Origin of the sequence: Streptomyces litchfieldiae, from assembly GCF_031845365.1 — a bacterium.
In the GTDB taxonomy this organism is placed as follows: Bacteria; Actinomycetota; Actinomycetes; order Streptomycetales; family Streptomycetaceae; genus Streptomyces; species Streptomyces litchfieldiae.
This window is the reverse complement of the sequence record NZ_JAVREL010000006.1, coordinates 120,261-143,513: the sequence shown is the minus strand read 5'-3', so window position 1 is coordinate 143,513 and position 23,253 is coordinate 120,261. Positions and strand designations below refer to the sequence as shown.

The 23,253-nt window shown below is 73.0% G+C and carries 16 protein-coding genes and 1 pseudogene; 5 read left to right on the top strand and 12 right to left on the bottom strand.

What is annotated here, in order from left to right:
* Positions 1-39: 39 nt before the first annotated feature.
* Together RM590_RS13000 and RM590_RS12995 are read left to right on the top strand one after the other, a co-directional pair.
* A complete protein-coding gene (locus tag RM590_RS13000; RefSeq protein ID WP_311704661.1) occupies positions 40-1,020 on the top strand; it encodes an SDR family NAD(P)-dependent oxidoreductase in 981 nt (326 codons plus the stop codon).
* A gap of 55 nt (positions 1,021-1,075) precedes the next feature.
* Positions 1,076-2,785, top strand: coding sequence for a GNAT family N-acetyltransferase (locus tag RM590_RS12995; protein WP_311704660.1), 1,710 nt, complete (start codon positions 1,076-1,078; stop codon positions 2,783-2,785).
* Here RM590_RS12995 and RM590_RS12990 read toward each other — a convergent pair.
* The 5 genes from RM590_RS12990 to RM590_RS12970 all read right to left on the bottom strand — a co-directional run bounded on the left by RM590_RS12990 (position 2,775) and on the right by RM590_RS12970 (position 9,735).
* Positions 2,775-4,682, bottom strand: coding sequence for an AMP-binding protein (locus RM590_RS12990; RefSeq protein ID WP_311704659.1), 1,908 nt, complete (start codon positions 4,680-4,682; stop codon positions 2,775-2,777). The genes RM590_RS12995 and RM590_RS12990 overlap by 11 nt on opposite strands.
* A gap of 91 nt (positions 4,683-4,773) precedes the next feature.
* Positions 4,774-5,286 (bottom strand): barstar family protein, encoded by a 513-nt coding sequence (locus tag RM590_RS12985; protein WP_311704658.1) that lies wholly within the window; start codon positions 5,284-5,286, stop codon positions 4,774-4,776.
* Between the two features lie 80 nt (positions 5,287-5,366).
* Positions 5,367-6,176 (bottom strand): SAM-dependent methyltransferase, encoded by an 810-nt coding sequence (locus RM590_RS12980; RefSeq protein ID WP_311704657.1) that lies wholly within the window; start codon positions 6,174-6,176, stop codon positions 5,367-5,369.
* A gap of 74 nt (positions 6,177-6,250) precedes the next feature.
* Positions 6,251-8,470, bottom strand: coding sequence for a polysaccharide pyruvyl transferase family protein (locus RM590_RS12975; RefSeq protein ID WP_311704656.1), 2,220 nt, complete (start codon positions 8,468-8,470; stop codon positions 6,251-6,253).
* Complete coding sequence (locus tag RM590_RS12970) at positions 8,467-9,735, bottom strand: tetratricopeptide repeat protein (protein WP_311704655.1); 1,269 nt, start codon at positions 9,733-9,735, stop codon at positions 8,467-8,469. The genes RM590_RS12975 and RM590_RS12970 overlap by 4 nt, the downstream gene beginning before the upstream one ends.
* Positions 9,736-10,189: 454 nt before the next feature.
* On the opposite strand from RM590_RS12970, the gene RM590_RS12965 reads away from it, so the two are divergent.
* Positions 10,190-11,428 carry a WS/DGAT domain-containing protein gene (locus RM590_RS12965; RefSeq protein ID WP_311704654.1) on the top strand — a complete coding sequence of 413 codons (1,239 nt, stop codon included), beginning with the start codon at positions 10,190-10,192 and terminating at the stop codon, positions 11,426-11,428.
* Between the two features lie 39 nt (positions 11,429-11,467).
* On the opposite strand, the pseudogene RM590_RS12960 reads toward RM590_RS12965, so the two are convergent.
* Together RM590_RS12960 and RM590_RS12955 are read right to left on the bottom strand one after the other, a co-directional pair.
* Positions 11,468-12,490: pseudogene (locus RM590_RS12960) on the bottom strand (glycoside hydrolase family 43 protein); the annotation flags it as partial.
* 113 nt (positions 12,491-12,603) lie between these two features.
* Positions 12,604-13,440 (bottom strand): LamG domain-containing protein, encoded by an 837-nt coding sequence (locus tag RM590_RS12955; protein WP_311704653.1) that lies wholly within the window; start codon positions 13,438-13,440, stop codon positions 12,604-12,606.
* A 244-nt stretch (positions 13,441-13,684) separates the two neighbouring features.
* Here RM590_RS12955 and RM590_RS12950 point away from each other — a divergent pair, with 244 nt between their 5' ends.
* The gene (locus tag RM590_RS12950) at positions 13,685-15,340 is read left to right on the top strand and encodes an N-6 DNA methylase (RefSeq protein WP_311704828.1); all 1,656 of its coding nucleotides are present in this window, start codon (positions 13,685-13,687) and stop codon (positions 15,338-15,340) included.
* Between the two features lie 16 nt (positions 15,341-15,356).
* On the opposite strand, the gene RM590_RS12945 is transcribed toward RM590_RS12950, so the two are convergent.
* The 5 genes from RM590_RS12945 to RM590_RS12925 all read right to left on the bottom strand — a co-directional run bounded on the left by RM590_RS12945 (position 15,357) and on the right by RM590_RS12925 (position 22,118).
* Positions 15,357-16,562 carry an McrC family protein gene (locus RM590_RS12945; protein ID WP_311704652.1) on the bottom strand — a complete coding sequence of 402 codons (1,206 nt, stop codon included), beginning with the start codon at positions 16,560-16,562 and terminating at the stop codon, positions 15,357-15,359.
* Positions 16,559-18,430 (bottom strand): DUF4357 domain-containing protein, encoded by a 1,872-nt coding sequence (locus tag RM590_RS12940; protein WP_311704651.1) that lies wholly within the window; start codon positions 18,428-18,430, stop codon positions 16,559-16,561. The genes RM590_RS12945 and RM590_RS12940 overlap by 4 nt, the downstream gene beginning before the upstream one ends.
* A 115-nt stretch (positions 18,431-18,545) precedes the next feature.
* Positions 18,546-19,019 carry a hypothetical protein gene (locus RM590_RS12935; RefSeq protein WP_311704650.1) on the bottom strand — a complete coding sequence of 158 codons (474 nt, stop codon included), beginning with the start codon at positions 19,017-19,019 and terminating at the stop codon, positions 18,546-18,548.
* Positions 19,016-21,442 carry an ATP-binding protein gene (locus tag RM590_RS12930; RefSeq protein WP_311704649.1) on the bottom strand — a complete coding sequence of 809 codons (2,427 nt, stop codon included), beginning with the start codon at positions 21,440-21,442 and terminating at the stop codon, positions 19,016-19,018. The genes RM590_RS12935 and RM590_RS12930 overlap by 4 nt, the downstream gene beginning before the upstream one ends.
* 175 nt (positions 21,443-21,617) lie before the next feature.
* Positions 21,618-22,118, bottom strand: a complete 501-nt coding sequence (locus tag RM590_RS12925) for an ATP-binding protein (protein WP_311704648.1) — start codon at positions 22,116-22,118, stop codon at positions 21,618-21,620.
* 274 nt (positions 22,119-22,392) lie between these two features.
* On the opposite strand from RM590_RS12925, the gene RM590_RS12920 reads away from it, so the two are divergent.
* Positions 22,393-23,244, top strand: coding sequence for a helix-turn-helix domain-containing protein (locus tag RM590_RS12920; RefSeq protein WP_311704647.1), 852 nt, complete (start codon positions 22,393-22,395; stop codon positions 23,242-23,244).
* Positions 23,245-23,253: the final 9 nt, after the last annotated feature.

Sequence of the window (23,253 nt, the reverse complement as noted above, 5' to 3'; positions counted from 1 at the left end):
CTTGCGCTGGAGTGCTCTCGAATACCTAGCCTCGGCGCCATGACCACACAGCAGCGCAAGATCGGCTCCGGCTTCGGCGCCCGGAGCACCGCCGAGGACGTCCTGGCGGGCCTCGACCTCACCGGCAAACTGGCCGTCGTCACCGGCGGCTACTCGGGCATCGGCCTGGAGACCACCCGCGCGCTGGCCGGCGCCGGCGCCCATGTCATCGTCCCGGCCCGGCGGCGGGCCATCGCCGAACAGGCCCTCGGTGACATCCCCGGTACCGAGGTGGACGAGCTGGACCTGGCCGACCTCGACAGCGTCCGGGCGTTCGCCGAGCGCTTCCTCGCCTCGGGCCGCGCCCTCGACATCCTCATCGCCAACGCCGGGATCATGGCGGCCCCCGAGACCCGGGTGGGCCCCGGCTGGGAGGCCCAGTTCGCCACCAACCACCTGGGGCACTTCGCCCTCGTCAACCGGCTCTGGCCGGCCATGGCCCAAAGCGGCGCGGCGCGCGTCGTCTCGGTCTCCTCCGGCGGCCACCACGGCTCCCCAATCCGCTGGGACGACGTGCACTTCGAGCGGGGCTACGACAAGTGGCTTGCCTACTGCCAGGCGAAGACGGCCAACGTGCTGTTCGCCGTGCAACTCGACGCGTTCGGGCGCGACGCGGGGGTGCGGGCGTTCTCCCTGCACCCGGGCGCCATCCTCACCCCCCTGCAACGGCACCTGCGCACCTCCGAGATGGTGGAGGCGGGCTGGATCGACGAGGACGGGAACCTGGCCGACCCCAGCTTCAAGACGCCCGAGCAGGGCGCGGCGACCCAGGTGTGGGCGGCGACCTCGCCCCAACTGGCGGGCCTGGGCGGGGTCTACTGCGAGGACTGCGACATCGCCGAGCCGGTCCGGGAGGACACGCCCGGCGGCGTGCGGGACCACGCGATCGACCCGGAGCAGGCGGCGCGGCTGTGGCGGCTGTCCGCGGAGCTGACCGGGGTGGACGCGTTCGCGGCGGTCCCCGGCGGCGCCGCGGCATGACGCCAACGTCCCTCTAACATGGGGGCGTTGGGCGAGCGCGGGGGTGGGCATGGGCGTGCGGATCCGGGATGCCCGGGCCGGGGAGGCGGCGGAGCTGACCGCCCTGGTGCTGCGTTCCAAGCGCTCCTGGGGCTATGACGACGCGTTCATGGCGGCGTGCCGCGCCGAGCTGACCATCGCGCCCGGCGAGGTGGCGGCGCGCCGGATCGTCGTCGCGGAGGACACGGCGGGCGCGCGCGACGTGCTCGGGGTCGCCTCGCTGGAGGGCTCGGCGCCCGAGGGCAGGCTGGGCCTGCTGTTCGTCGAGCCGCGGGCGAACGGCCGGGGCGTGGGCTCGGCGCTGTACGCGCATGTGCTCACCACCGCGCGCGGGCTGGGGTTCACCCGGCTGCTCATCGAGTCCGATCCGCACGCGGTGCCCTTCTACCGGCATCTGGGCGCGCGGCGGTGCGACGGGGAGGGGCGGGCGTTGCCGCTGCTCGGCGTCTCCCTTGCCCCGGCCGGGTGGCCGGAGGCGTGGACGGGCGGGCGGCGGACGGTGCACCTGGGCAATGCGGGCGAGTTCCAGGGGCAGTTCGGCCCGCTGCCCAAGGGCGTGCGCGGCGGCGCCGACCACTACTCCTGCCTGGCGGCGTTCACCGGCCCGCACCCGGCGGCGCTGGTGCTGCCCCGGACGGTGCCGCCGTTCTGGATCGAGCTGGTCGCCCGCCGGCTGGCCTGGGGCCAGGTCGAGGTGTTCGACGGGCTCGACGAGCCGGACGGCACGGCCGCCGCCGTGCTGCGCCGGCCGGCGCTGGCCGGGCATCTGCGCGGGCTGGGCCTGCCGCTGGTGGCGTGGGGGCAGACGCGGGCGGTGGCGGAGCTGACCGGCGGCCCGTGGTCGCCGGACGTCCTGCGGTACGAGTCGAAGCGGGCGGCGAACGAGCTGTTCGCCCGGCTGGCGCCGGACCACCCCGGGGTGCGGGTGCCCGCGCAGTGGCCGGCCGCCACCCGCCGGGCGGCGGCCCGGCTGCTCGGCGCGCGGCTGCGCTCCGGCGCGGCGACCGTGGTCAAGACCGAACATGGCGCGGGGGGCTCGGGCACCCGGGTGGTGACCTCGGGCCGGGCCCGGGCGGCGCTGCGCACGCTGCCACACGGGCCGCTGCTGCTGGAGGAGTACCTGGCGGGCGGCGGCGTGCCGGGCGACCTCACCTATGACGGGTTCGTCGACGCGGCGGGCGAGGTGCACGACGTGGGCGCGGCCGTGATGGACGTGCGGGATGCCGGCTACCGGGGCGCGACCGTGGGCCCGGGCGTGGTCCCGGCCGAACTGGCCGGGCCCTGCCTGCGGTTCGGGCGGGCGGTGGGCCGGGAGGTCGCCGCGACCGGCTACCGGGGCTGGTTCGACGTGGACTTCGTGACGGGTCCGGACGGCCGGCCGGCGCCCACCGAGATCAATCTGCGCCTGACCGGCCCTGCCGTGGCGTTCATGGTCCAGGCCCGCCTCGACGCCGTTCGCGGCGGCGGTCATCTGGTGCGCACGATCGACCGGGTGCCGCTGGGCGCGCGGCTGCCGGAGCGCGAACTGGCTGCCTGGCTGGGCGAGTTGTCGGCGCGCTGCGCGGGGGTGGAGGCGCTGCTGGTGCCCTCGATCCCAACGGCCGCGTTCGAGCCGGACCCTTACGTGGGGGTCGTGCTGGCGGCGCGCACCCGGGAGCGGCTGGACGCGGCGGACGCGCTGGTCGGCGCGGCGGCGGCCGAGCTCGGCGCGATGTTCACCTCCTAGCGGGCGGGTCCGAATCCCAGACGGCGAACGCGACGACGATGCCCGCGGCGATCATCAGCGGGACGTTGAACGAGTAGACCAGCGCGGCCTGCTGGGGCCAGTCGTCCTTGGCGGCGAGCCGGTAGAAGTTGTCCTGGGGCCACCAGGAGGCCAGGAGCCAGACCAGGGAGAGATGGGCGGCGACGGTCAGCGGCAGCGGCCGGCCCAGGCGCCGCAGGGCGCGCCAGCCGTTGAAGAGGAACGTGACGCCCCCGGCGAACGCCAGCCACTCCGCCGCGTAGAGCCCGCGGAAGCACCAGGCCCAGGGGTTGGGCACGCCGGTCAGGTCGGTGGAGCCGGGCCAGAACGTGTCGGTGAGGAAGACGGCGAAGGCCAGGGCCAGCAGCGGCAGTCCGCACCAGCGGGCCAGGCTCGCGACGTCCTCGGGACTCAGATCGGCGCCCTTGCCGCCGGCCGGCCGGGACCGGGACTGGGGTGGCAGCGGAAGCGCGTTCCGGTCGATCTTCCCGGCGTCGTCGCGCGGCAGGGAGCCGAGCCGGACGACCGTCGTGGGGATCTCGGCGTCCGGCACGGTGCCGGTCAGGTGGGCGCGCAGCGTCGCCACATCGGGGCCGGCGCCCTTTTCCGGGACCACATAGGCGATCAGGCGGGTGCCGTCCGGGCCCGTCCCGGCGGCGATGGCCACCTCGCGCACGCCGGGGTGGCCGGCCAGCGCCGCCTCCGCCCGGTACGGGTGCACGGTCCGCCCGCGCGCCGTGACGCTGTCGGTGGTCCGGCCCAGGAACTCCAGCAGGCCGTCCGGCCGCTGGGCGCCGCGGTCCCGGGTGTTCACGAGGTCGCCGCCGTCCGGGGCGCCGAGCCAGATCTGGCCCTTGCGGATCTCCGCGTGGCAGCCGGGCAGGGGGCGGCCCAGGAGCACGACTCGCTCCGGCTCGGCGACCGGCGCGGTCAACTGATCCGTCTCGAACCAGGTGCCGCAGCCGGCGACTTCGGCGGGGCCGTACACGTTGAGCAGCCGGACACCCGGGGCCAGGAGCGCGTGCAGCCGGGACTGCTCGGCCAGCGGCAGCCGTTCGCCGCCGACCGCCACCAGGCGCAGCCGTTCGGGGCGGGGCGTGCGGTCGAGCACGCTCGCCGCGGTGCCGGGGTCGGTGTCGAGCACGGTGACCGCGCGGCCCCACGCGCCCTTCAGGAGCCGGGAGTTGAGCGGGCCGGTGGGCAGGGCCAGGGTGGCTCCGGAGCACAGGGCGCGTATCCAGCCGGCGGTGAAGGAGACGCTGTCGGCGGGTGCGGTGACCAGGTGGCGGTCCTCGGGGCCGAGCGCGAACACCTCGGCCCATGCGTCGTAGGCCGCCAGCAGCCGACGGTGGCCGGCCGGGACAGCGCGCCGCGAGCCGGTGATGCCCGCGGTCAGCAGCACGGCCGCGAGCTCGGTGGCGTCTGCCGGGCCCGTGCCGGGCTCCGGTGGCTCAGTGGCATGGGCACCGATGGCGGCGGCGTCGGCGTCCAGGTCCACGACGGGCCGCCGGCCGGCGTCGAAGTCGGGCCGGAGGCCACCGCGTGTGACGACAGCGACCGCTTTGGTGCTCTTCAGCAGGCGCCCGGTCTCGCGGGCTCCCCGCCGCTGGTCGATGAGCGCGCAGGCGCCGCCGGCCTTGAGGGTGGCGAGGACCGCGACCAGCAGGTCGGGGTGCCGCTCCATGCGGATGGCGACGGTTCGGCCCGGCGACAGTCCGGCCGCGCGCAGGTGATGCGCCAACTGGTTGGCGCGCGTGTCCAGTTCCCCGTACCGGAGCTCGGCGGTCTCGGTGACCACGGCGACTCGGTCGGGCGAGGCGCGGACGTGGCGCTCGATGAGATGGTGCAGACGACGATGTGGTGCGGACCCCCCAGCCATGGCATCCGATGATCTCAGAATCCGGGCGCGCGGGGTAGGGCCGAGCGGCGGCAGTTTTGGCGAAGTCCCGTGGCTGCGACGGAGGTTCGTCTCAGCGTGCCTCGACCTCGGTGGTGCCCACCGGTGCCAGGGGACGGTCCGACCCGACGAGGCAGAGCATGGGGTGCAGCCCGAGCAGCGCGGCCCGGGCCTGGGCGGCGAACATGTCGAGCAGCGCGTGCGCGGTGCGTTCCTCCCGCGCGTGGAAGAGGCCGAAGCCGGGGAGGGCGAGGGCCGTTCCGGTGGCGGACAGATCGGTGCCGTGCGAGCGGAACGCGGCGATGTCGCGGAACATGTCGTTGAGCGCGTCCAGGTTGTGGCCGTAGTAGTCGGGGAAGCGCAGCGCCCCGGCCAGGTCGCGGTGCATGGCCCGCTGGTCGTGCCAGCGGGCGGCGTCGATCACGTGGACGCGGTAGCCCAGGTGCTGGAGGCCGGCCACGGCGGCGTCCAGGGCCTTCCTGGTGGAAAACCGCGTCACATGGCCGTTCCTCAGCAGCTCCAGGTCGAGGCGGTGCGGGTGCGGGGCGGAGAGGTCGCGGGCGTCGTGGAACGGCAGATCCGGCATGGGGGCATCTTCTCGCGGCCGCCCCGAGGTGGGCACCACCGTTTCGGATGGCGGGGGAAGGCGGCCAGTGCCCTGGCGGACTATGGCTTCACGGCCAGGGCGGCGGCGATCAGTTGTTGCCACACGGTGAGTTCGGCCTCGGGGTCGTGGCCGGGGCCGGGTCGCCACAGCGCGGCCGGGGTGATGCCCGGCGGCAGCAGGGTCAGGCCCGTCATCAGGGCGCCGATCTCCTCGTCCGTGCGCCACCGGCCGCGGCCGAGGGAGCGTTGCAGGATGTCCTCCAGGCGGTCGGCCTCCGGGCCGCCGGCGCGGCGGAAGTGGGAGACGAAGACATGGCTGCCCGAGGGCACCGCCTCCCGCCAGAAGCGCATGACGGCGGCCGGGTCCTCGTCGTCGTTGAGGTGGTGCAGGATCGCGGACAGGATGACCGCGACCGGCTGGTCGAAGTCGATGAGGCGGCGCGTCGCCTCGTGGTCGCGGATGGTGGCCGGGTCGCGCAGATCGCCCCGGATGACGGTGGTGCGGTCGTTCTCCTCCAGCAGGGCCCGCCCGTGGGCGAGCACCACCGGGTCGTTGTCCACGTAGACGACGCGGGCCTCGGGCGCGTGCCGCTGGGCCACCTGGTGGACGTTGTCCGCGGTGGGCAGGCCGCTGCCGATGTCGATGAACTGCCGCACCCCCGCCGCGGCGATCTCGGCCACCGCGCGCACCATGGCGCGGCGGTTGTCGTGGGCGATGACCGAGGCGCCGGGGAGCTGGGTGCGGAAGACGTCGCCGAGCTCGCGGTCGACGGCGAAGTTGTCCTTGCCGCCGAGGAGGTAGTCGTAGACGCGCGCGATGCTGGGCTTGCTCGCGTCGACTCCGGGTATGACCACGCCCTCGTCGGCCATCGGGTCTTCTCCTCGTGCGTAAGGTGAGTTGACGCGCTGCCGCGCCAACTCACCTTATGCGACGGCCCGTCAGATCAGGCGAAGATCGCGCGCAGCGCCGTCATGTTCTCCTGGGTGATCCGCCAGAGGTTCTCCTGTCGGTCGTGGACGTCGGCGACGGCGGCCGCGTGGTCGCCGAGCAGCGCGCCGGCGCGTTCGGTGAGCACCGCGCCGAGGTCGCGGTCGTGCACCGAGACGCCCCACTCGGGCCGTTCGATGTCGGCGAGGAAATACGCCAGCTTGGGGTGGGAGACCAGGCTGATGATCGGGGTGCCGCAGCCGAAGGGGATCATCCCGGCGTGGCCGCGCATGCCGATGACGAGTTTGGTGCGCCGGTAGAGGTCGCGCACCGCGTCGTTGTCCAGGTCGTAGAGCGGCTCGACGGGCAGGGCGATGCCGTGTTCGCGGCGCAGGTCGTGCACGAACGTCTCGTCGGTCGGCATATGGGCGGCGTAGCGCACCTCGGCCCGGTCGCCGAGCGCGCGGACGGCGCTCGCCATCTGGGCGAGGAAGTGGCCGTAGTCGTGGCCGAAGCGCAGCCCGGCCCGGTCGTAGGCGCAGTTGATGAGCACCGTGTCGTCGCGCTCGGCGGGGTCGGTCCAGTCGGGCACGAGCTGCCGGGTGACGGTGGTGGGGCAGGGCTGGTAGAGCACGCGGTGGCGCAGGTCCTCGGGGAGCAGCTCCCGGACGCGGGCGACGGAGCCGCGGTTGCGCAGGCCGAAGAACGCGGACTGCGCGACCAGGGCCCGCAGGCTCTCGGCGAAGCGCTGCCGGCGGTAGACCTGTCCGTCGAAGACGTTGTAGCCGACGGCGAAGACGGCCAGCGGCACGGTGATGCGCGCCAGCGTCTCGTTCGGCACGTTCCACTGCCAGGTGCTGTTGGCGTTGGGCGCGGTGTCCGGGAGGAACAGTCCACCGCCGCCGATGATCAGGCCGCGGCGGGCGTTGACCTGTTCGAGCGCGGCGTCGTCAAACAGGCGGTGCGCGTGGATCGACAGCCAGCGGCCGGGACCGGTGTCGGTGTCCAGGCACATCCGCACGGCCTCGGGCAGCACCTTGTCTCCCGCGTTCTCCTGGCCGTCGGCGAACAGGGCGACGTGCGCGAACTGTTCCTCGGCCGGGCCGGCCGCCGCCCGCTCGCGGTTGCGGACGGCGGGGCGGGTGCGTTCGTACCAGGCGCGGCAGGGGCCGTCCGTGGGGTCGGCGTCGAGCCCCTGCCGGGCGTAGGCGTGGGCGGCGTCGTCCGCGCCGCGCAGCCAGGCCAGCCGGGCCAGTTGGGTGAAGACCTTGGAGGCGATGTCGGGCGCGGCGGTGGCCAGCAGCAGGTGCGTCTCGGCCTCGTCGTAGCGGGAGAGCGCCATGAGGCTGACGCCGAGCGTCTGGTGGCAGCGCGGCCGGTCGGCGTCGCTCGCGACCAGCGGTGCGAGGACCTCGACGGCCTCGGTGTAACGGCCCTGCTGGCGGTGGACCTCGGCGACGGCGCGCGCGAGGTCGACGCGGGGCCGCCGCCGCAGGAGGGGAACGGCGCAGTGCACGAGGAGGTCGGGGTGCTTGCCGCCGGGCAGCGCGCAGTACGCCTCGCGGAACTCGTCGTCCGTCATCTCGAAGCGGCGCCGGGCCTCCTCGGCGGGGGCGTAGCCGGGCCGGCCGGTGGCGCCGGTGAAGCGCAGGATGGCGACGTTGTCCGGCACGGGGGCGTCGTCGAACAGGCGGTGCGCGAGGAAGTCGTAGCGCGCGTCGAGGCGGACGAGCGCGTCCTCCAGCGCGCCGTCCACGCCGGAGCCGGTGCCGAGCCGGGCGAGGAGGCCGTCGGTCAGGGCCGTGCGCTGGATCACCAGCAGGCCGTCGTCCAGGACGGTCCGCCGTTCCTTGGTGAGGTCGCCGGGCAGGAGCTGCGGAACGGCGCCCACGCCGTCGCGCAGCCGCAGGAGTTCACCGATGTCGCCGAGCACGACCATGCCGGGCTCCAGGGCGACGACCGTGTCGTAGTCGTCGATCCGGAAGAGCTCCGCGCGGCGGGGCGTCTCGGCGCGGCGGGCGACGAGCCGGGGGTGGAGGCGGCCGGCGGCCTCCAGGGCGGCCTCCGGCAGGCCGGGGTGCAGGAGGACGAAGTCCTCGCAGACCCGGGGGTTGGTCAGGGCCAGACTGCGCAGCAGCACCAGCAGGTGGGGCAGGCGCTCCTCGTCGGCGTAGGCGGCGAAGGCGAGCCGGCGCTTGCCGGTCACGGCGCGTCTGTCGTCCGCGGAACGGGTCATCGCAGGGCGATCCTCATCTGGGTGCTGGCTTCGGTGCTGTCGGCGTTCCGGGCGTGGGCCATGACCCACGCGTGCTCCGCGGGGCGCAGCCGGCCGGGCAGGCCGAAACCGATCAGGTCGATGCGGGGGCTGACATCCAGGAAGTCGAGCAGGCGCAGCACGGCGAACGCCGTGGTGACGCCCTTGTCCCAGCCGGACTCGCCCATCAGCGCCGGGTCGGCGACGGGCCGGCGCAGCGAGGCGTCGCCTATGTGGCGCTGGGTGCCGGGGACCAGCCGGCGGCGCAGCGCGCGCCGCCAGGCGTCGGCGGACCCGCCGAAGACGAGCCGCACCGCGGTGGGCTGGATCCAACGGGGGCCTTCCCAGGGCGCCTTGCCGGGCAGGGTGACCGCGTGGACGTCGGTACGCCGGCCGGTGCCGCGGGGGTCGGAGCGATAGGAGTCGCAGCGGAACACCAGGTCGTAGCCGTCGATCTCCTCGCCGAGTCCGGCCGCGGCGACCTGGTCGGCGTCGGCGACGAGGCAGACCGTGCGGCCGGCGATCAGGTTGCGGAACGGGCCGACGCCCACCGGCGCGTCGCCGCCGAGCAGCGGGTCGGCCATGCGGCCCTCGGCGGTCAGCCTGCGGTAGGTGGCGTAGAGGTCGGCGAGCCGGCGCACGGCGGGATCGCCGGGGCCGGGGTCGTCCAGGCCGGCGCGGATCAGCGCGGTGAAGGCGGCCCGGATCCGGTCGGGGCCCTGCGCGCGGGCGTCGCGCAGCGCGGTGTGGCGGGGGAAGAGGCCGGCGGCCTCGTCCACGCAGGCCCGGATCTCCTTGAGCGTGTCGGCGCGCACGGCGATCTCGCCGCCGTCCACGGTGTCCTGCCGCAGGGCGAGGTGGCGCTCGTACGCGGTGAGCGCCTCATCGGGCCGGCCGAGCGCGTCGGCCACCAGGCCGCGCAGCCGCCAGGCGCCCTGGGACCGCTCGCGGACCGCCACGGCAGCGTCGGCGAGGGCCAGGGCGAGCCGCAGCTCGGGCTCGCCACCGGCCTCCAGGGCGCGGTTGCCCGTGCGCAGCAGCGCGTCGAAGGGGTCGGTGGCCCCGTCCGCGCGGGCCGTGACCAGCGCCCCGATGGCCGACGCGAGGCGCATGCGGCCGGCGTCGGGCTTCTCGCCCAGCTCGGCCAGGTACGCGGCGCACAGCCGGACGCTTTCGGCCAGCGCCTCCTCCCGCTGTGTGGAGGTTCTGTGTCTTGCCCTGAACAACGCCGACAGGGTCCTTGTCATGCTGTGTGCCCACCGTTCACCGACAGAACGCCGACTGTGCCCGACGGTCAGTCGTCATATGGAACGCTCAGATGTATTGCTGATGAACTGTATGCGGTGGGCCGGGAGAGGTTGAACAGCCGGGGCCCGTACCGGAGTCACCGCGCCGTCGCGGCTTCTTCCAACGTCCGCCGGAACCGCCCCGGCCGCATGTCGTTGAGGCAGGATGGAGGCCGGGATCGTGAGGGGGAGGAAGCCTGTGACCGCTAGGGGCTGTCGTTTGGGTCTTCGTGGGTCAGGTCGCGTCGTCTGGCGCCCGTCTGGCAAGGCGCCGGATCGCAGCTCGTACTTGGCCGTACTCGCGCGATTCGGCAACGCAGCCTGGGGGCACCTCCCGGACGGAGTCTGGGGGAGGGATGCCAGGCGGCGCGGCCCCGCGGAGATCCAAACGACAGGCCCTGGAGGGCACGCCGTCATGACACCGGCCGAGGGGGCCATGGTCGCGCTGGAGGACCGGGCGTCGGTCCCGGCCACCATCGCCCTCGTCACCGCGTTCGACGGAACCTGCCCCGAGCCGGACGAACTGCGCGCGCGAGTCCTGGAGCGCTGGCTGCCGTTACCCGCCCTGCACCGCCGCGTCCGGCTCGGCCGCGACGGACGCCCGGTCCGCCCCTACGCCTGGGCCCCGGCCGCCGGGGCCCAGGACGAGGTGGCCGGGCAGGTCCGGCTCCTGGACCCGGTGGCGGACCCCGCCGGCCATGTGGCCGGGCTGCTCGGCAGGCCGCTGCCCCCGGGCGGACCCCTGTGGGGACTTGACCTCCTGCCGGACCCGGGGGCGGAGCGCTTCACTCTCGTCCTGCGCACCCACCACGCGCTGCTGGACGGCACCTCGGTGAGCACGTTGACGCGGCTGCTGAGCGACGACCCGGCCGCCGAGGCCCCGCCGGGCGCCGCGCTCTCCCCCGTGCCGGACGGCGTGGCGGCCCGGGCGGGCGCGGCCCTCGGCGCGCTGCGCGGGCTCGTTCCCCCCGCCCGGCCCCGCCCCTACAACCGGCCGGTCGACACCACCCGGGCGATCGCCCGCGCGACCGTGCCGGCGGCCGCGGTCGACGCCGCCCGCGACGCGCTGCCGCGCGGCCGGGCCACGGTCAACGACGTCTTCCTGGCGGCCGTCGCCGGCGCGCTGCGCCACGAGCTGCCCTCGGGGAACGTGCACACGCTGGTCCCGGTCAGCATGCGCGGGCCCGGCGAGGCCGCCCTCCTGGGGAACGCCGTGGCCGCGGTGCGCGCTCCCCTGCCCGTCTCGCTGACCACCCCGGCCGCCCGGCTGCGCGCGGTCCACACGGCGATGTCCCGCGCGAAACGGCAGCGGTGGGCGGCCGGATTCAGCGGCACGACGGGCGCGCTGGCCGTCGTCGCGCCCGGGACGGCCGGCACCCTCACCGGCCGGCTGCTGGGCGTTCCCGCCCTGTGGAACCTGCTGTGCTCCGCCATCCGCCTGTCCGACCGGCCGCTGGCCCTGGCCGGGCGGCCGATGCGCGAGGCGTACGTCCTGACCTGCCTGCCGCCGCGCATGGGCTTCGTCTACGTCCTCACCCGGTACCACGACACGTACACCCTGGGGCTGACCGGCGACGGCGCGCACGGCCCCCGGCTGGACGGCCTGGCCCGCGCGGCGCGGGAGGAGATCACCTCGCTCGCCGCGCGGACGTAAGGCGCGTCACCGGCCGGGCGCCGTGCCGAGGCGGTCCGCCACGCGCTGGTACTCGCCCTCGGTGAGCGGCAGCACGGTGCCGTGCCGGGGCGAGGCCGGCAGCTCGTAGTTCTCGGACATCGTCCACTGCCCGGAGGCGAGGTCGGTGGTCTCGAACGGCACATAGCCGCGCCCGCCGAACTCGTCGATGAACAGGTACCACTTGTCCTCGGTGTTGGCCCTGAACACCGTCGGGCCCTCGCCGCGGGAGATGCCCGGGCTGTCCTCGGTTCCCCGGCCGATGCACTCGGCCACGAAGTCCCAGGAGGTGTCCAGCAGATCCGTGGCCCGCTCACCCACGATGAACTTGCTGCACGGGCCGCCCGAGGACGGATCCCGCTCGTCCTTGGTGAAGCGGTAGTAGTCGCCGTCGTGCGCGATCACCGTGGAGTCGATCACCGAGTACCCCGGGTCGTGCCACACCCGCGCCTCGCTGAACGTCACGAAGTCCTCGGTGGTCGCGTACATCATGCGGTTGTAGCTGTCGCCCGTGTGGTCCGGGTCGTCCGCCGCGTACAGCTTCGAGGCCCAGAACACGACATACACGCCGCGCTCCGCGTCCCAGTACGCCTCCGGCGCCCAGGTGTTGCCCGCCGTCGGCGGCGAGACCTCGACCGAGCGCTGCTCGGACCAGTTCACCAGGTCGGTCGACTCCCACACCATGATGGAGCGGCTGCCGTGCCGCTGCGCGCCGTCCCAGTCCCCGTTGCCGTGGATCCGCAGATCGGTGGCGATGAGGTAGAAACGGTCGCCCTCGGGCGAGCGGATGATGAACGGGTCGCGCACGCCGCCCTCGCCCAGGGTGGAGGTGAGCACCGGCTGCCCGCCGTTCAGCTCCCGCCAGTGCAGCGGGTCGTTGCCCCGGCTGAGCGCCATGTAGACCTGTTCGCCGTCGGCGGTGCCCTCGCCGGTGAAGTAGGTGAACAGGTAACCCCCGTAGGTCTCCTGCCGGTTCTCGGCCGCCCCGGACGGCGACCCCAGCGCCAGGGCGGTGGTGAACAGGATGGCCAGACTGATGAGCACGGCGGCCGGCCGGTGCCGTTCTCTCGCGTGAAGCACGTCTCTCCCTTCCGCATGTTTGCGTAAACATCGGGCCGGTGCCGGAACCCTCGCCCCCTGGCGCGACCGGGGGGCGGTCAGGCGCGGCTGCGGCCGACGTAGATGTTGCGGGCGCGGTAGTAGGTGTTGCCGGAAGGGCCGGAGCTGCCGGAGGAGCCCTCCATCTGGAGGTTGCAGATCAGCCACAACGGCTTGCCCACGAAGCCCGCGCCCCGGTGGACGGCCTGCCAGGTGTCGTCCAGGTAGTAGTGGATGTCCACGTCCGTCGCGTTGACCTTGGTGATCCAGGCCCGGTAGGCGTGCCAACTGCCCGGCGAGGAGACCGTGACGATCTTGCTGGAGACGTCGGAGGAGGTGCGGAAGGTGTTGAACCAGTTCCGCGAGTCGCCCTTGAACTCCAGGATGTCGCTCTCCGGCGGCCAACTGTTGACGCCGGTCAGCCAGAACGCGGGCCAGGTGCCGGGCGCGCTCGGGGCCTGGAACTCGCCCTTCACCTCGTAGTTGGGGAACTGGTCGTTGACCAGCACCTGGTGCTTGGCGTGGATCGCGCCGGAGTGGTAGCGGATCGGCAGGTGGGGCGTGGAACTGCTGTTGCCCTCGTTCCAGTTGATGCGGGTCGCCTGAAGGGTCAGCACGCCGCCCGACAGGTAGATGTGGTTGTGGTCGCTGGGACTGCCGTACATCCGGGCGGAGCCGTTGTGGTCCGAGCCCCAGGGGTACAGGTAGTTCCAGTTCGCCTCCAGCGACTGGTAGCTGGCGAAGGAGTCGGTGTTGAGCACCGTCTCCCAGGTGGCGGCCCGCGCCCGCCGGGCCGTGCCGAGTGTTGCCGCGGCCGAGGCGGCGACGGCCGCCGCTCCGGTGATTAACGTCCTGCGACCGAATCCCGCGCGGGATCGATCGGCGAACTCGCCCATGAGTGACCTCCATGCGCACGGAACAACAGAAACAAACAACTCGTGGCACGAGTCACCATGGAGCTCTTGCCGCATTCATGTCAACAGTCGGTCACGGTTGAGTTTCGCGGCGCATATGTGGGTGACAGCCGCCGGCCGGCGTCACACCTCCGGTGCCGGCGAAAACCTCTCCGACCACACCTGCGTTGACACAGCTAACCGATCGCCCCTCCCCTGGCATCGGGGGGACGTGTACGGTGAGCGCATGAAGGACGACGCGCACTCCCCCGACGCCAGGGTCACCGGCGCGGAGATCGCCCGGCTCGCCGGAGTGACCAGGGCGGCCGTGTCCAACTGGCGGCGGCGTTACCACGACTTCCCCGATCCCGTGGGGGGCGGGCCGAACGCTCCGCTCTTCTCCCTCTCCGAGGTTCGCACCTGGCTCGCTGAACAGCGGAAGGGCCAAGAGGTGCCGGACGAGGTGAGGTTGTGGCAGGCGCTGCGCGGTTCGTTCGGCGACAGCATGATCAGCGGGCTTGCCGCGGTGGCGCAGCTGCTCACGGAAGGGGACGCGCCGGCGCTCGATGCCGCACTCGCTGACTTGACTCACCGACTTGCCGCGAGTGAATCGCCGAGGCAGGTGGTTGACGGCCTGGCCGAGCGCTATCAGCACTCGGGGCGCCGTTCCGGCTCGGATCAGACATCTTCCCCGCGGCTGGTCAAAGCGGTTGGTTATGTCGCGGGACGCGTCCCCCCGGACGCGACGATCTTCGATCCGGCGTGTGGCATCGGATCACTGCTCCTGTCCGTCGGCCCGCACAAAGGTCCCGTACGCCGGGGGCAGGAGGTGGACGCCAACGCCGCGCGCTTCGCCCAGGCACGCGCCGAGCTGACCGGCTCGGCGGGCGCCGTCATCGAGGTCGGGGATTCCCTGCGTACGGACCGCTGGCCGAAGCTGCGCGCGGACCTCGTGGTGTGCGATCCGCCGGTTGCCGTGCCCGATTGGGGGCGGGAGGAGCTGTTGCTGGACGCCCGATGGGAGCTGGGCATCCCCTCCCGCGCCGAGAGCGAGCTGGCCTGGCTCCAGCACTGTTACGCCCACACGGCTCCTGGCGGCCGGGCACTGGTCGTGCTGCCCGCCTCGGTCGCGTACCGCAAGGCGGGGCGGCGCATCCGGGCCGAGCTCGTCCGCCGGGGCGTTCTCACTCAGGTCGTCGCCCTGCCGGCGGGGATGGTGGCATCGCATGCCATGCCCGTGCACCTGTGGACGCTGCGCCGCCCGCTGGTTCCCGCCGAGGCCCCGGCGCCGGTGCGCATGATCGACCTGACGGCCAACGATCCGGACGGCCCGTGGGAGCCACGTCCCGGGCAGATGACGGAGGTCGCCCCGGTTCAGTTGCTGAACGACGTGGTGGACCTTACGCCCGGCAGCCATGTACGGGCCTCCCGCCAGGACTACCCGGCCGAATACGCGGCGCTGCGGCGCGAAATCGAGGATCGGCTGCGGGTCCTGGCCACCCTGTTGCCCGCGCTCGAAGCAGGCGGCGGTCCCAGTTCCCTGGACCGCGCGACGGTGGGCCTGGCCGACCTGTCACGGGGCGGGCTCGTCGAGTTCGGGGAAGACGGTCCCGCGTCCGTCAGCGACCAGCTCGACACCGAGTATCTCCGGGGCTTTCTGCGCAGCGCCTCCAACACCCGCCGTGCCACCAGCGGCAGCGGCACCTTCCGTCTCGACGCCAGAGGCTCACGGGTTCCGCAGATGCCGCTTGATGACCAGCGCCGGTACGGTGTGGCGTTTCGCGCGCTGCGGGAATTCGAGGAGTTGGCGAAACGGGTGGCCGGGCTCGGTGAACGGGCGGCCTCGCTGGCGCGTGACGGCCTGACCAACGGAGCACTGACCCCGCGGCCGGACGAGGAGTGATCTCCCGCTCCGCCCCTCACCGCGGCGGTCCGGCCAGCCGCTCCGCCAGCACACGTATGGAGGCGAGCAGTTCGCCGGGGGAACCATCGAGGTCCAGAGCGTGCTGGTGGAGGACGATGCCGGCGCGCCGGACCCGGTGGGAGACCGGTGGACCGCTGCCCTTGGCATAGACGAGGTGGCCTTCGCCCAGGCCGAGCGCGGTGCAGTAGGCCAGCATCTGGTAGAGGTCGGCGTCCGGGAAGCCCTCCGGTTTTTCCGCCTTGTACTTGGCGTCCACCACGGCGCGCGGCCGGCCACCGTCCTCGTACCAGACGAGATCGGGGCGCATCCGGATCGTGGCGTCCTCGTCGAGGTGTACTCCGCCCGCCTGGAGAACGCTTCGGCCACCGTGCGGTAGCAGCGCCTCGCGCAGCGCCACACAGACGAAATCCTCGAAGATCTTGTGCGTGTCGAGCAGGAAGCCGTCCACGGCCACGCCGCCCGGCAGGTGGTCCACGGAGGAGCCGCGCAGCACGGCCTCGGCCAGCCGCAGCGCGGGCTGGTAGCGGAGGTTGAGCCGGCTGGGGCGCCACCCCGGCCCGGCTCCCGGGCCGGGCGACAGCGGGCCGGCGTCCCCGAGCAGCACGCGATGGTGTCCGAGGCGCCGCCGGACGCCGCCGGGCACCCGGGGCAGCCGCAGCAGCCGCTCGGTCGCGGCCCGCAGCAGCCGGTTCTCCGGGATGTCGGTGGTGTACGCGTCGTAGGCCACCTCCACCGGGAAGGTACGTCCGTGGTGGCGGCGGATCTGGTCGGCCTCGCGCAGCCGCCCGCGGAGCACCGGGCTGGCTTCCTCGGTGTACCGGTAGCCCTGGAGGACACCTTGGCGCAGGGCCCCGGCGAGAGCACGCTCGTAGACCTGGGCCATGGCGGGCAGGACGTCGGGCTGCTCCGCGAGCCCGACGAAACCTTCCCGGTGCACCTGGGGGTTGACGGCGTAGCCGAGCAGGAAGAACAGCCGGGCGATGGGGACCTTGGGCGCGATGCGGAGGGTGAGGCGTTCCCCGTCCGCCGCGCGCAGGGACACGGCACCGGCCTTCCCTCCCGCCCGCAGCCGCCAGTGGTCCGGCCGGTGGGGATCGGGGGCGGTGTCGATGACGCCGGATCCGGCGAGGGCCCGGGCCGCCGCGGCGGGCAGCGGCCGGGTGACGGCCGCGCCGTGTTCCTGAAGCTCGATGTCGATCACGGGGCCGGCGCGTCCGCGCTTCCGTCCTCGCCGAGCTGCCGTTCCAGAGCGGCGAGCCCGTAGCGCTTCTCGATGTCGACGGACTCGCCGTAGTGATGCTCCTCCAGCAGCGGCAGGATCTTCGTCCGCCAGACTCGCCGCAGTCCGCCGTCCCGGTAGACGCCCGGCTTCATCAGGTAGGACGGCCCGATCCGGAAATCCTCCTCCCCGATGCGCGCGTTGAGGGCGTCGAGCAGGTCGGCCGGGCGGCTGTCCCGGCCCTCCCGGTGCAGCCAGCGCCGCAGCAGTCCGCGGGTCGGCTCGGTGCGCGGGGACAGCTCGACGAAGGCGAAGCGCCTGCGCATCGCGGTGTCCACCAGGGCGATGGAGCGGTCGGCCGTGTTCATGGTCCCGATGACGAACAGGTTGGGCGGGAGGGCGAAGTCATCGCCGGAGTAGGTGAGCCGGACGGACTTGTTGCGGTATTCCAGCAGGAAGTACAGCTCGCCGAAGACCTTGGCCAGGTTGGCGCGGTTGATCTCATCGATGATGAGAAAGTGCGGGATGTGCCGGTTTCCCTCCCGGGAGGCGAGGTCGGCCAGTTCCCGCAGCGGGCCGGCGGTGAGCCGGAACGCGACCTCGCGCGTGCCGGGGTCCTCCCGAGGGCGGAACCCCTCGAAGAAGTCCTCGTAGGTGTAGGAGGGGTGGAACTGCACGAGCTTGACCCGCTCGGGCCCGCCGCCGAGGAATTCGGCCAGCTTGAGCGCCAGATAGGTCTTCCCGGTCCCCGGAGGCCCGTAGAACACCAGCTGCCGTTCGTCCCAGAGGAGATCCCTCACCTCGCGCAGCCACGCGGCGTCGTGCACCAGCAACTCGTCCGCCAGCCGCTGTCCGGGAACGGGGAGTTCGAGCTCGCGGCGGGCGGTGAGGGCGGGGATCACCTCGCTCGGGTCGCGGTCCGCCGTCTCCGACTCGTCGGCGAGTTCGTCATCGGTGCGGCCGAGGCCGTCGATCAGCGGCTTGACGGTGCTGAGATCGACCACGTCGTGCTGGGCGGAGAGCTTCTGCTGTATTTCCTCGGGCAGTTCGTCGTAGGCGTAGCCGCCGTTCTGCCACTCGACCGGTCTGCGGAGGTTGGACCGGTTCCCCTCGGACATCGCCTGCTCCGCGTCCCCGGTGATCTCGCCGACGTGCAGGCGCCCGCCGGAGAGTGCGCACACGGTGTCCCCGGGGCGCATCCGGGAGAGGAAGGCGTGCAGTTCCTCGACGAGTTCGAGCTTCTGATTGTAGGTCGCCGTCGGGCCCCAGTCCTCCTCGACGATCCCGCGCAGCGCTTCCTTGCTCTCGCCCTGCGGCACGCCGGGGCGCAGGCGGGACGCGCCGAGGGAGACACGCCCCTCTTGCAGCCACAGGAGGCGCACGAGGTCGACGCCGGACACGTTGGATCCCCGGACGAGCCAGGCCCGCGGCGCGCCCGTCCGGACGCCTTCCATGAAGTCCGCGAGCGGCGCCCCGCTGTCGGCCGTCCAGTCGACCCAGCCGTTGCGCGGGGCGCCGACCAGCAGTCCGGCGGCGAAGGACGGCGATCCGCACTCCACGTCCTCGGCCAGCTCCAGCCACCCGGGCCACCGCGCGGAGGGGCGGAGCACGCCCGACGCGAGCAGCTCCTTCCGTCGCCTGACAGTGCTGGCGAAGTGCCGGGCGAACGACGGCATGACGTGGTCGCGCGCCGGGGAACCGGCCCGGATCAGGAACATACGGCTGCCGTTGGTGCCGACCGTGTCCAGCAGTACCCCACGGGCCAGATCGATGCCCTTGGCGCCCGGCAGCCGGAGCGAGAACTCCCTCGGCTGCCGGGGGGCAACGGGGCCGCCGACCGTTCCACTCACCTTCGCTCCTCGCCGGGGCGCCGTCCGGTGCCCCTGGTTTCTCCGGTGCTTCTCCCAAGCACCCTACGCACTCGCGCGGTTGCTCTGTGATCCCGGGTCGGCCGCCCGCCCCGGGCTACGTGCCCGCGGTGGGCCGGGGACCGGTCGGGGGGCCGGGCTTCGCGGCGGCGGAGAAGGGCTGTCCGCGGTGGCCGGGAGCTCCGCCCGGGCGCGGCACCGCGGTGGCCGGCAGCGCGCGCAGCAGATCGCGCACCTCCCCCAGGCGCGCCCGCATCTCCGCCGGAGTCGGCGGCAGTTCATAGGTGTGGTAGTGACAGGCCGCGCTGAGGGCCGTCCACGTGGTGCGCCACTGACGGCCCACGGCACGGCTCGTGTACCGCTCCAGACAGAGCATGCGGTGCTTGCCGATACGGGTCATGCCGGGGGCAACACCTCGCCAGAAGGCGTCCAGGCCACGCTCCAGAGCCATCCGCAGCAGCACCGCGGCGGCCCGGGATCGCAGGCCGGGGGTCAGCGAGCCGGCCGGCCCCGTCGAGGGGTCCAGCAGCCGCTGGGCCGCGTCGACCAGACCATGAGCGGACGGGGTCATCGGGCACCTCCCTCGGGTACGGAGCCGGCGCCGCGCCGGATCGCGGTGGCCAGTGTTTCGGTACGGCGCACGAGCCGCTTGCGGTCGGCCACCGACGGCAGGGAGCCGTGCGCGCCGGAGTTGAACTCCTCGATCAGTCCCCAGCCACCGGGGCAGAGCTGCTCGACGCGTGCCCGGGCGGGAGCGTTCGCGTCGCCGAGGAGCGCGAGGGCGACCAGCGGCTTGGTGCGCTCCAGCGGCCTGACGGCCTCCTCGATCTGGCCCAGGGCCAGATGGTAGTCGTCGCGCAGTCTCCGGCGGGCCGTTTCCAGACAGGCCGCTTCCAGCGCGACCCGGCACATGGTGGGCAGCACGTGGTCGGCGACCTCCACCGGCAGGTGCTCGTCGAGGGACAGTTCCCTGGCCTCCTTCAGTGCCTGTCCGACGGGGTCGGTGACGGTCTCGACGGTGACGGCGGAGTCGGTGCCCCGGGAGATCCGCAGCACGGTGGCCTCGATACCGAGGTGGGCGATCGCGTGCTGGAGCCGGGTGTCGTGGGTGAAGACGACCACCTGCCGGTGCCGGGCGCACTCCTCAAGGACGTGGGCCAGCCCCTCCACCTTGTCCGGGTCCATCGACTGCACCGGGTCGTCGATCAGCAGGAACCCGAACGGGCTGCCGCTGTGGGTGGCGCGGGGGATGAACAACGACAGTGCGAGGGAGTGCAGTTCGCCCTGGCTGAGGACGCTGTACGCGGGTGCGTCGACGGCGTCAACCGCGACGCCCAGCTCGACCCGCCCGTGTTTGGCCGTGCCCGCGAGGGTGACCGAGCCGAGCGAGACGCTGCTGCGCTGGCAGAGGCGCTTCCAGACGGTCTGCGACTCCTGGACGAAGGGCCGCAGCCGTTCGTCACGCAGCTCGTCGGTGACCGTCCGCAGCCAGGCCCGGGCCGCCTTGATCCGCCGGCTCAGCGGGTCGGCCTCGGCCGCGGCCTCGGCGGCGCCGACCCATTCGGCGAGCCGGACGGCCACGGGCTGCCAGCGTTCGTCCCGGTCGGCGAGCCGTCGGGCGGCGTCCTCCCGTGCCCGCCGGCTGGCCTCGTCCAGCGCGGCGGCCAGCTGCGCCACGCGGTCGGCGAGGGCGCCGGGTTCGTTCAGACCACGGCACAACGCCCAGTCGCGCCACAGGGACGCGAGCGAGGAGGACTCGCGCTGGAGCAGCGCCGGAACCGGCTGCACGAGATCGTGCACGGCGCGCCGCGCGGCGTCCAGCGCCATCCGGGCCCCTTCGGCCTCGGCCGCCACGGCCTGGAGCCGTGCCACCTCGGCCCGGGCACGTTCGGCCCAGGCGTGGTCGAGGCGGCCCGCGCTGCCGCACAGGGGGCAGTCCGCGCTGTCGGCGTGCCGGCGGTGCTCCAGGCCCTGCTCCAGCAGCGCGGCCAGCCGCCGGGCATCCTCCGCGGTGCCGTCCCGGACCGCCTCGGCGCGGGCCGTGGCGGCCCGCAACCGCTCGACCGCGCCGGCGACTTCGTCCGGATCGGGGCCGGCGAGCGAGGCGAGTCCGCGCAGCCGGGCGGTCTCGTCGGCCGCCGCCCCGGCGTCCGCTTCGAGGAGCCCCCGGACCAGGGCGAGGTCGGGCTTGCGGCTGCGGAGCACCGCGGCGGCGGCCACGGCCCGGGGGTCGTCGTGGCCGGACAGTTCGGCGAGAACGGTCTTGGTGAGGGCGGTCAGCCGCTTGCCCGCGTCGGTGAGGGGCTTGTTGCGGGCGAGCAGTTGCTCGTCCATGTCGCTGAGCGGGCCGAGCCCGAGGAAGCGGGCCAGCGCGTCGTGCAGGGAGCTGAGCGTCCCGTCGACCATCGCGCCCAGTTCGCTGTAGGGCAGGAACGGCCGGTAGAGCGCCAGGGCCTCGGCGTCGACGACGTCCTCCAGCGCGCGATCCGGGGCCCCCGGCCGCTCGACGACGGTGGTGGCGTCGTCGACGGACTCGCCGTGCCAGACGCGCCGGACGGTAACCGGCGCGCCCCGGTCATCGAGGGTCAGCCTGACGGAGATCTCGGGGGTCTGGGCGGCATGCAGATTGCGCCAGCCCTTCTTCCAGACCTGGGTCTTGGTGCGGCCCGCGTCCCACCGGTAGTTGCGCCCCGTCAGAGCGATCTCCACCGCCTCGGCGAAGCTCGACTTCCCGGTGCCGTTGGGACCGGTGACGACGGTCAGTCCCGGCCCGAACGGAAGGTCGAGCGTGACCTCGCGGCCGATGCCCCGCCATCCGGCGGCCGTGAGGGAGCGGAGGTACATGGGCCCGGCCTGCGCCCGCCCGGCCGCCGCCGCTTCCGGCAGCAGGTCCCTGAGCAGCTCCCGCACATCGGCGGCGAGTCCGGATTCCTCCAGACGCTTGAGCAGGACATCCCGCAGCGCAAGCACGGGAGTTATGGGGTCGTCGGACACGACGGGGCTCCTTCGCCGAGGACAGGGGAGGCGGAAGCACGGGCGGCCGGGACCGTTCCCGTTGTGGAATCGAGCATGCCCTCGACGCGTTGACGGTGTCAACACAGCCCAGTAAACCAGGCGTTCGACCTTGTGTACGAATATCGCGCGCGACACACAGCGAAACCCGCTCCTGTTATCGGGTCCAGCCGTGGGCGGGTTGGGCCAGGGTCGCCCAAGTGCGGGTCCCCATGGCCGGAAGCTCGGCGGCATCGATACCCCAGCCGCCGCGATGAACCCGAGCCAGCTCGGGCGTCAGCCGGAGCGCGGCGCGGCGCAGCCCGTCACAGTAGGCGGCGTCGCGCGGCTGCGCGTGCCGGGGGTGCGTGTCGTAGACGGTAAGGCGGAGAACCCCTTCCCGCTGGCGGATGTTCAGGTAGACCTCCGCACCCGATGGGGTGAATCGGCACGCGTAGTCGGTCAGTTCGAGCACCAGCAGCAGAGCGGGCCCCAACAGGCCGGTCACGCCGTGCCCGCCGAGCACCGCCTCGGCGACCTCGTGCGCGATGGCCGGCGTGGCCGACGAACACGGCAGGGTGAAGCCGTACGCCAGATTCCCCGGACCGGGCTCGCCGCACGGCGACGGCGCCAGGCACTCCGGACGCCCGGAGGGGGTGAGGGTGTTGTGTTCGGGCATGGCAACTCCACTCGCCGAGAACGCGGATTGGGGCATGAGGGACTCACGCGGCGACAGTGGCCCGTCTCCCTGGCGCGCCCCCGCCACTCACAGGGAACGAGCGGGCAGGCAGGACCACGCGATGCACTTCTGCTTGCCGCAGGTGAGCGCCGCACTACCGAAGGTAAGGCATGAAGGTGGCTCCGCGCCACCACACAGGTGGCACATGCGCCACCAATGGATCCGTATCCTGGGGCCCGGCAGACTGAACTGCGACCACACAGAAGGGACCTCGATGGCTCCACGGACGACGCCTACTCAACGACAGAGGAGACTGGGTGCCGAGATCCGCAAGATGCGGACCACAGCGGGCATGTCGACCGAGTACGCCGCTGGGCTCCTCGGCATCGATCGCGGCAAGATCTCGAATATCGAGTCCGGCACCCGCAATATCAGCCCTGAACGTCTCCGCACCCTGGCCACCCACTGCGAGTGCATAGACGAACGGTACGTAGCCGCACTGGTGGATCTCACCGCCCCTTCCAAGGGCAACTGGTGGGACGAGTACCGGGGAAGACTGTCACCTGGGCTGCTCGACATCGTCGAGTTGGAATGGCACGCGTCTCGCATTCAGACCATCCAGACAGTCCACATCCCCGGCCTCCTCCAGACCGAGGACTACGCCCGCAGCGTCTTCACCGCCGTACTACCCGCCTTGTCGCCCCTTGAGGTGGAACTGCGCGTCGCGCATCGGATGGGTCGACAACAGGTTTTCCATCGCGAGTCACCGGTCGACTACGTGGGCTACGTACACGAGGCGGCTCTGCGCATGCGCTTCGGCGGGCGGGAGACCGCCAAATTCCAGCTCAAGACATTGCTCGAAGCAAGCGAACGGAACAACATCGCCGTCCGCATAGTGCCCATCGAACTCGGGAGCTTCCCCGGCGCCGGACACGCCTTGCTCTACGCAGAGGGCAGCGTGCCTCAGCTGGACACCGCCCAGCTCGACTCGGCCCACGGCCCTGAGTTCATGCATGCGGACTTGCAACTCGCCAAATACCGCGCCCACTTGCAGTGGATGGATGAGAAGTGTCTCTCACCTCATGCATCGCGCGACTTCATCCATGTCATCATCCGCGAACTCTGAGGAGACCCG

What these genes read in the sequence shown, in the direction of transcription:
- RM590_RS13000 (WP_311704661.1), top strand. Translation starts at nt 40, where the DNA reads ATGACCACACAGCAGCGCAAGATCGGCTCCGGCTTCGGCGCCCGGAGC.
- RM590_RS12990 (WP_311704659.1), bottom strand. Translation starts at nt 4,682, where the DNA reads ATGGCTGGGGGGTCCGCACCACATCGTCGTCTGCACCATCTCATCGAG.
- RM590_RS12985 (WP_311704658.1), bottom strand. Translation starts at nt 5,286, where the DNA reads ATGCCGGATCTGCCGTTCCACGACGCCCGCGACCTCTCCGCCCCGCAC.
- RM590_RS12980 (WP_311704657.1), bottom strand. Translation starts at nt 6,176, where the DNA reads ATGGCCGACGAGGGCGTGGTCATACCCGGAGTCGACGCGAGCAAGCCC.
- RM590_RS12975 (WP_311704656.1), bottom strand. Translation starts at nt 8,470, where the DNA reads ATGACCCGTTCCGCGGACGACAGACGCGCCGTGACCGGCAAGCGCCGG.
- RM590_RS12970 (WP_311704655.1), bottom strand. Translation starts at nt 9,735, where the DNA reads ATGACAAGGACCCTGTCGGCGTTGTTCAGGGCAAGACACAGAACCTCC.
- RM590_RS12965 (WP_311704654.1), top strand. Translation starts at nt 10,190, where the DNA reads ATGACACCGGCCGAGGGGGCCATGGTCGCGCTGGAGGACCGGGCGTCG.
- RM590_RS12955 (WP_311704653.1), bottom strand. Translation starts at nt 13,440, where the DNA reads ATGGGCGAGTTCGCCGATCGATCCCGCGCGGGATTCGGTCGCAGGACG.
- RM590_RS12950 (WP_311704828.1), top strand. Translation starts at nt 13,685, where the DNA reads ATGAAGGACGACGCGCACTCCCCCGACGCCAGGGTCACCGGCGCGGAG.
- RM590_RS12935 (WP_311704650.1), bottom strand. Translation starts at nt 19,019, where the DNA reads ATGACCCCGTCCGCTCATGGTCTGGTCGACGCGGCCCAGCGGCTGCTG.
- RM590_RS12925 (WP_311704648.1), bottom strand. Translation starts at nt 22,118, where the DNA reads ATGCCCGAACACAACACCCTCACCCCCTCCGGGCGTCCGGAGTGCCTG.
- RM590_RS12920 (WP_311704647.1), top strand. Translation starts at nt 22,393, where the DNA reads ATGGCTCCACGGACGACGCCTACTCAACGACAGAGGAGACTGGGTGCC.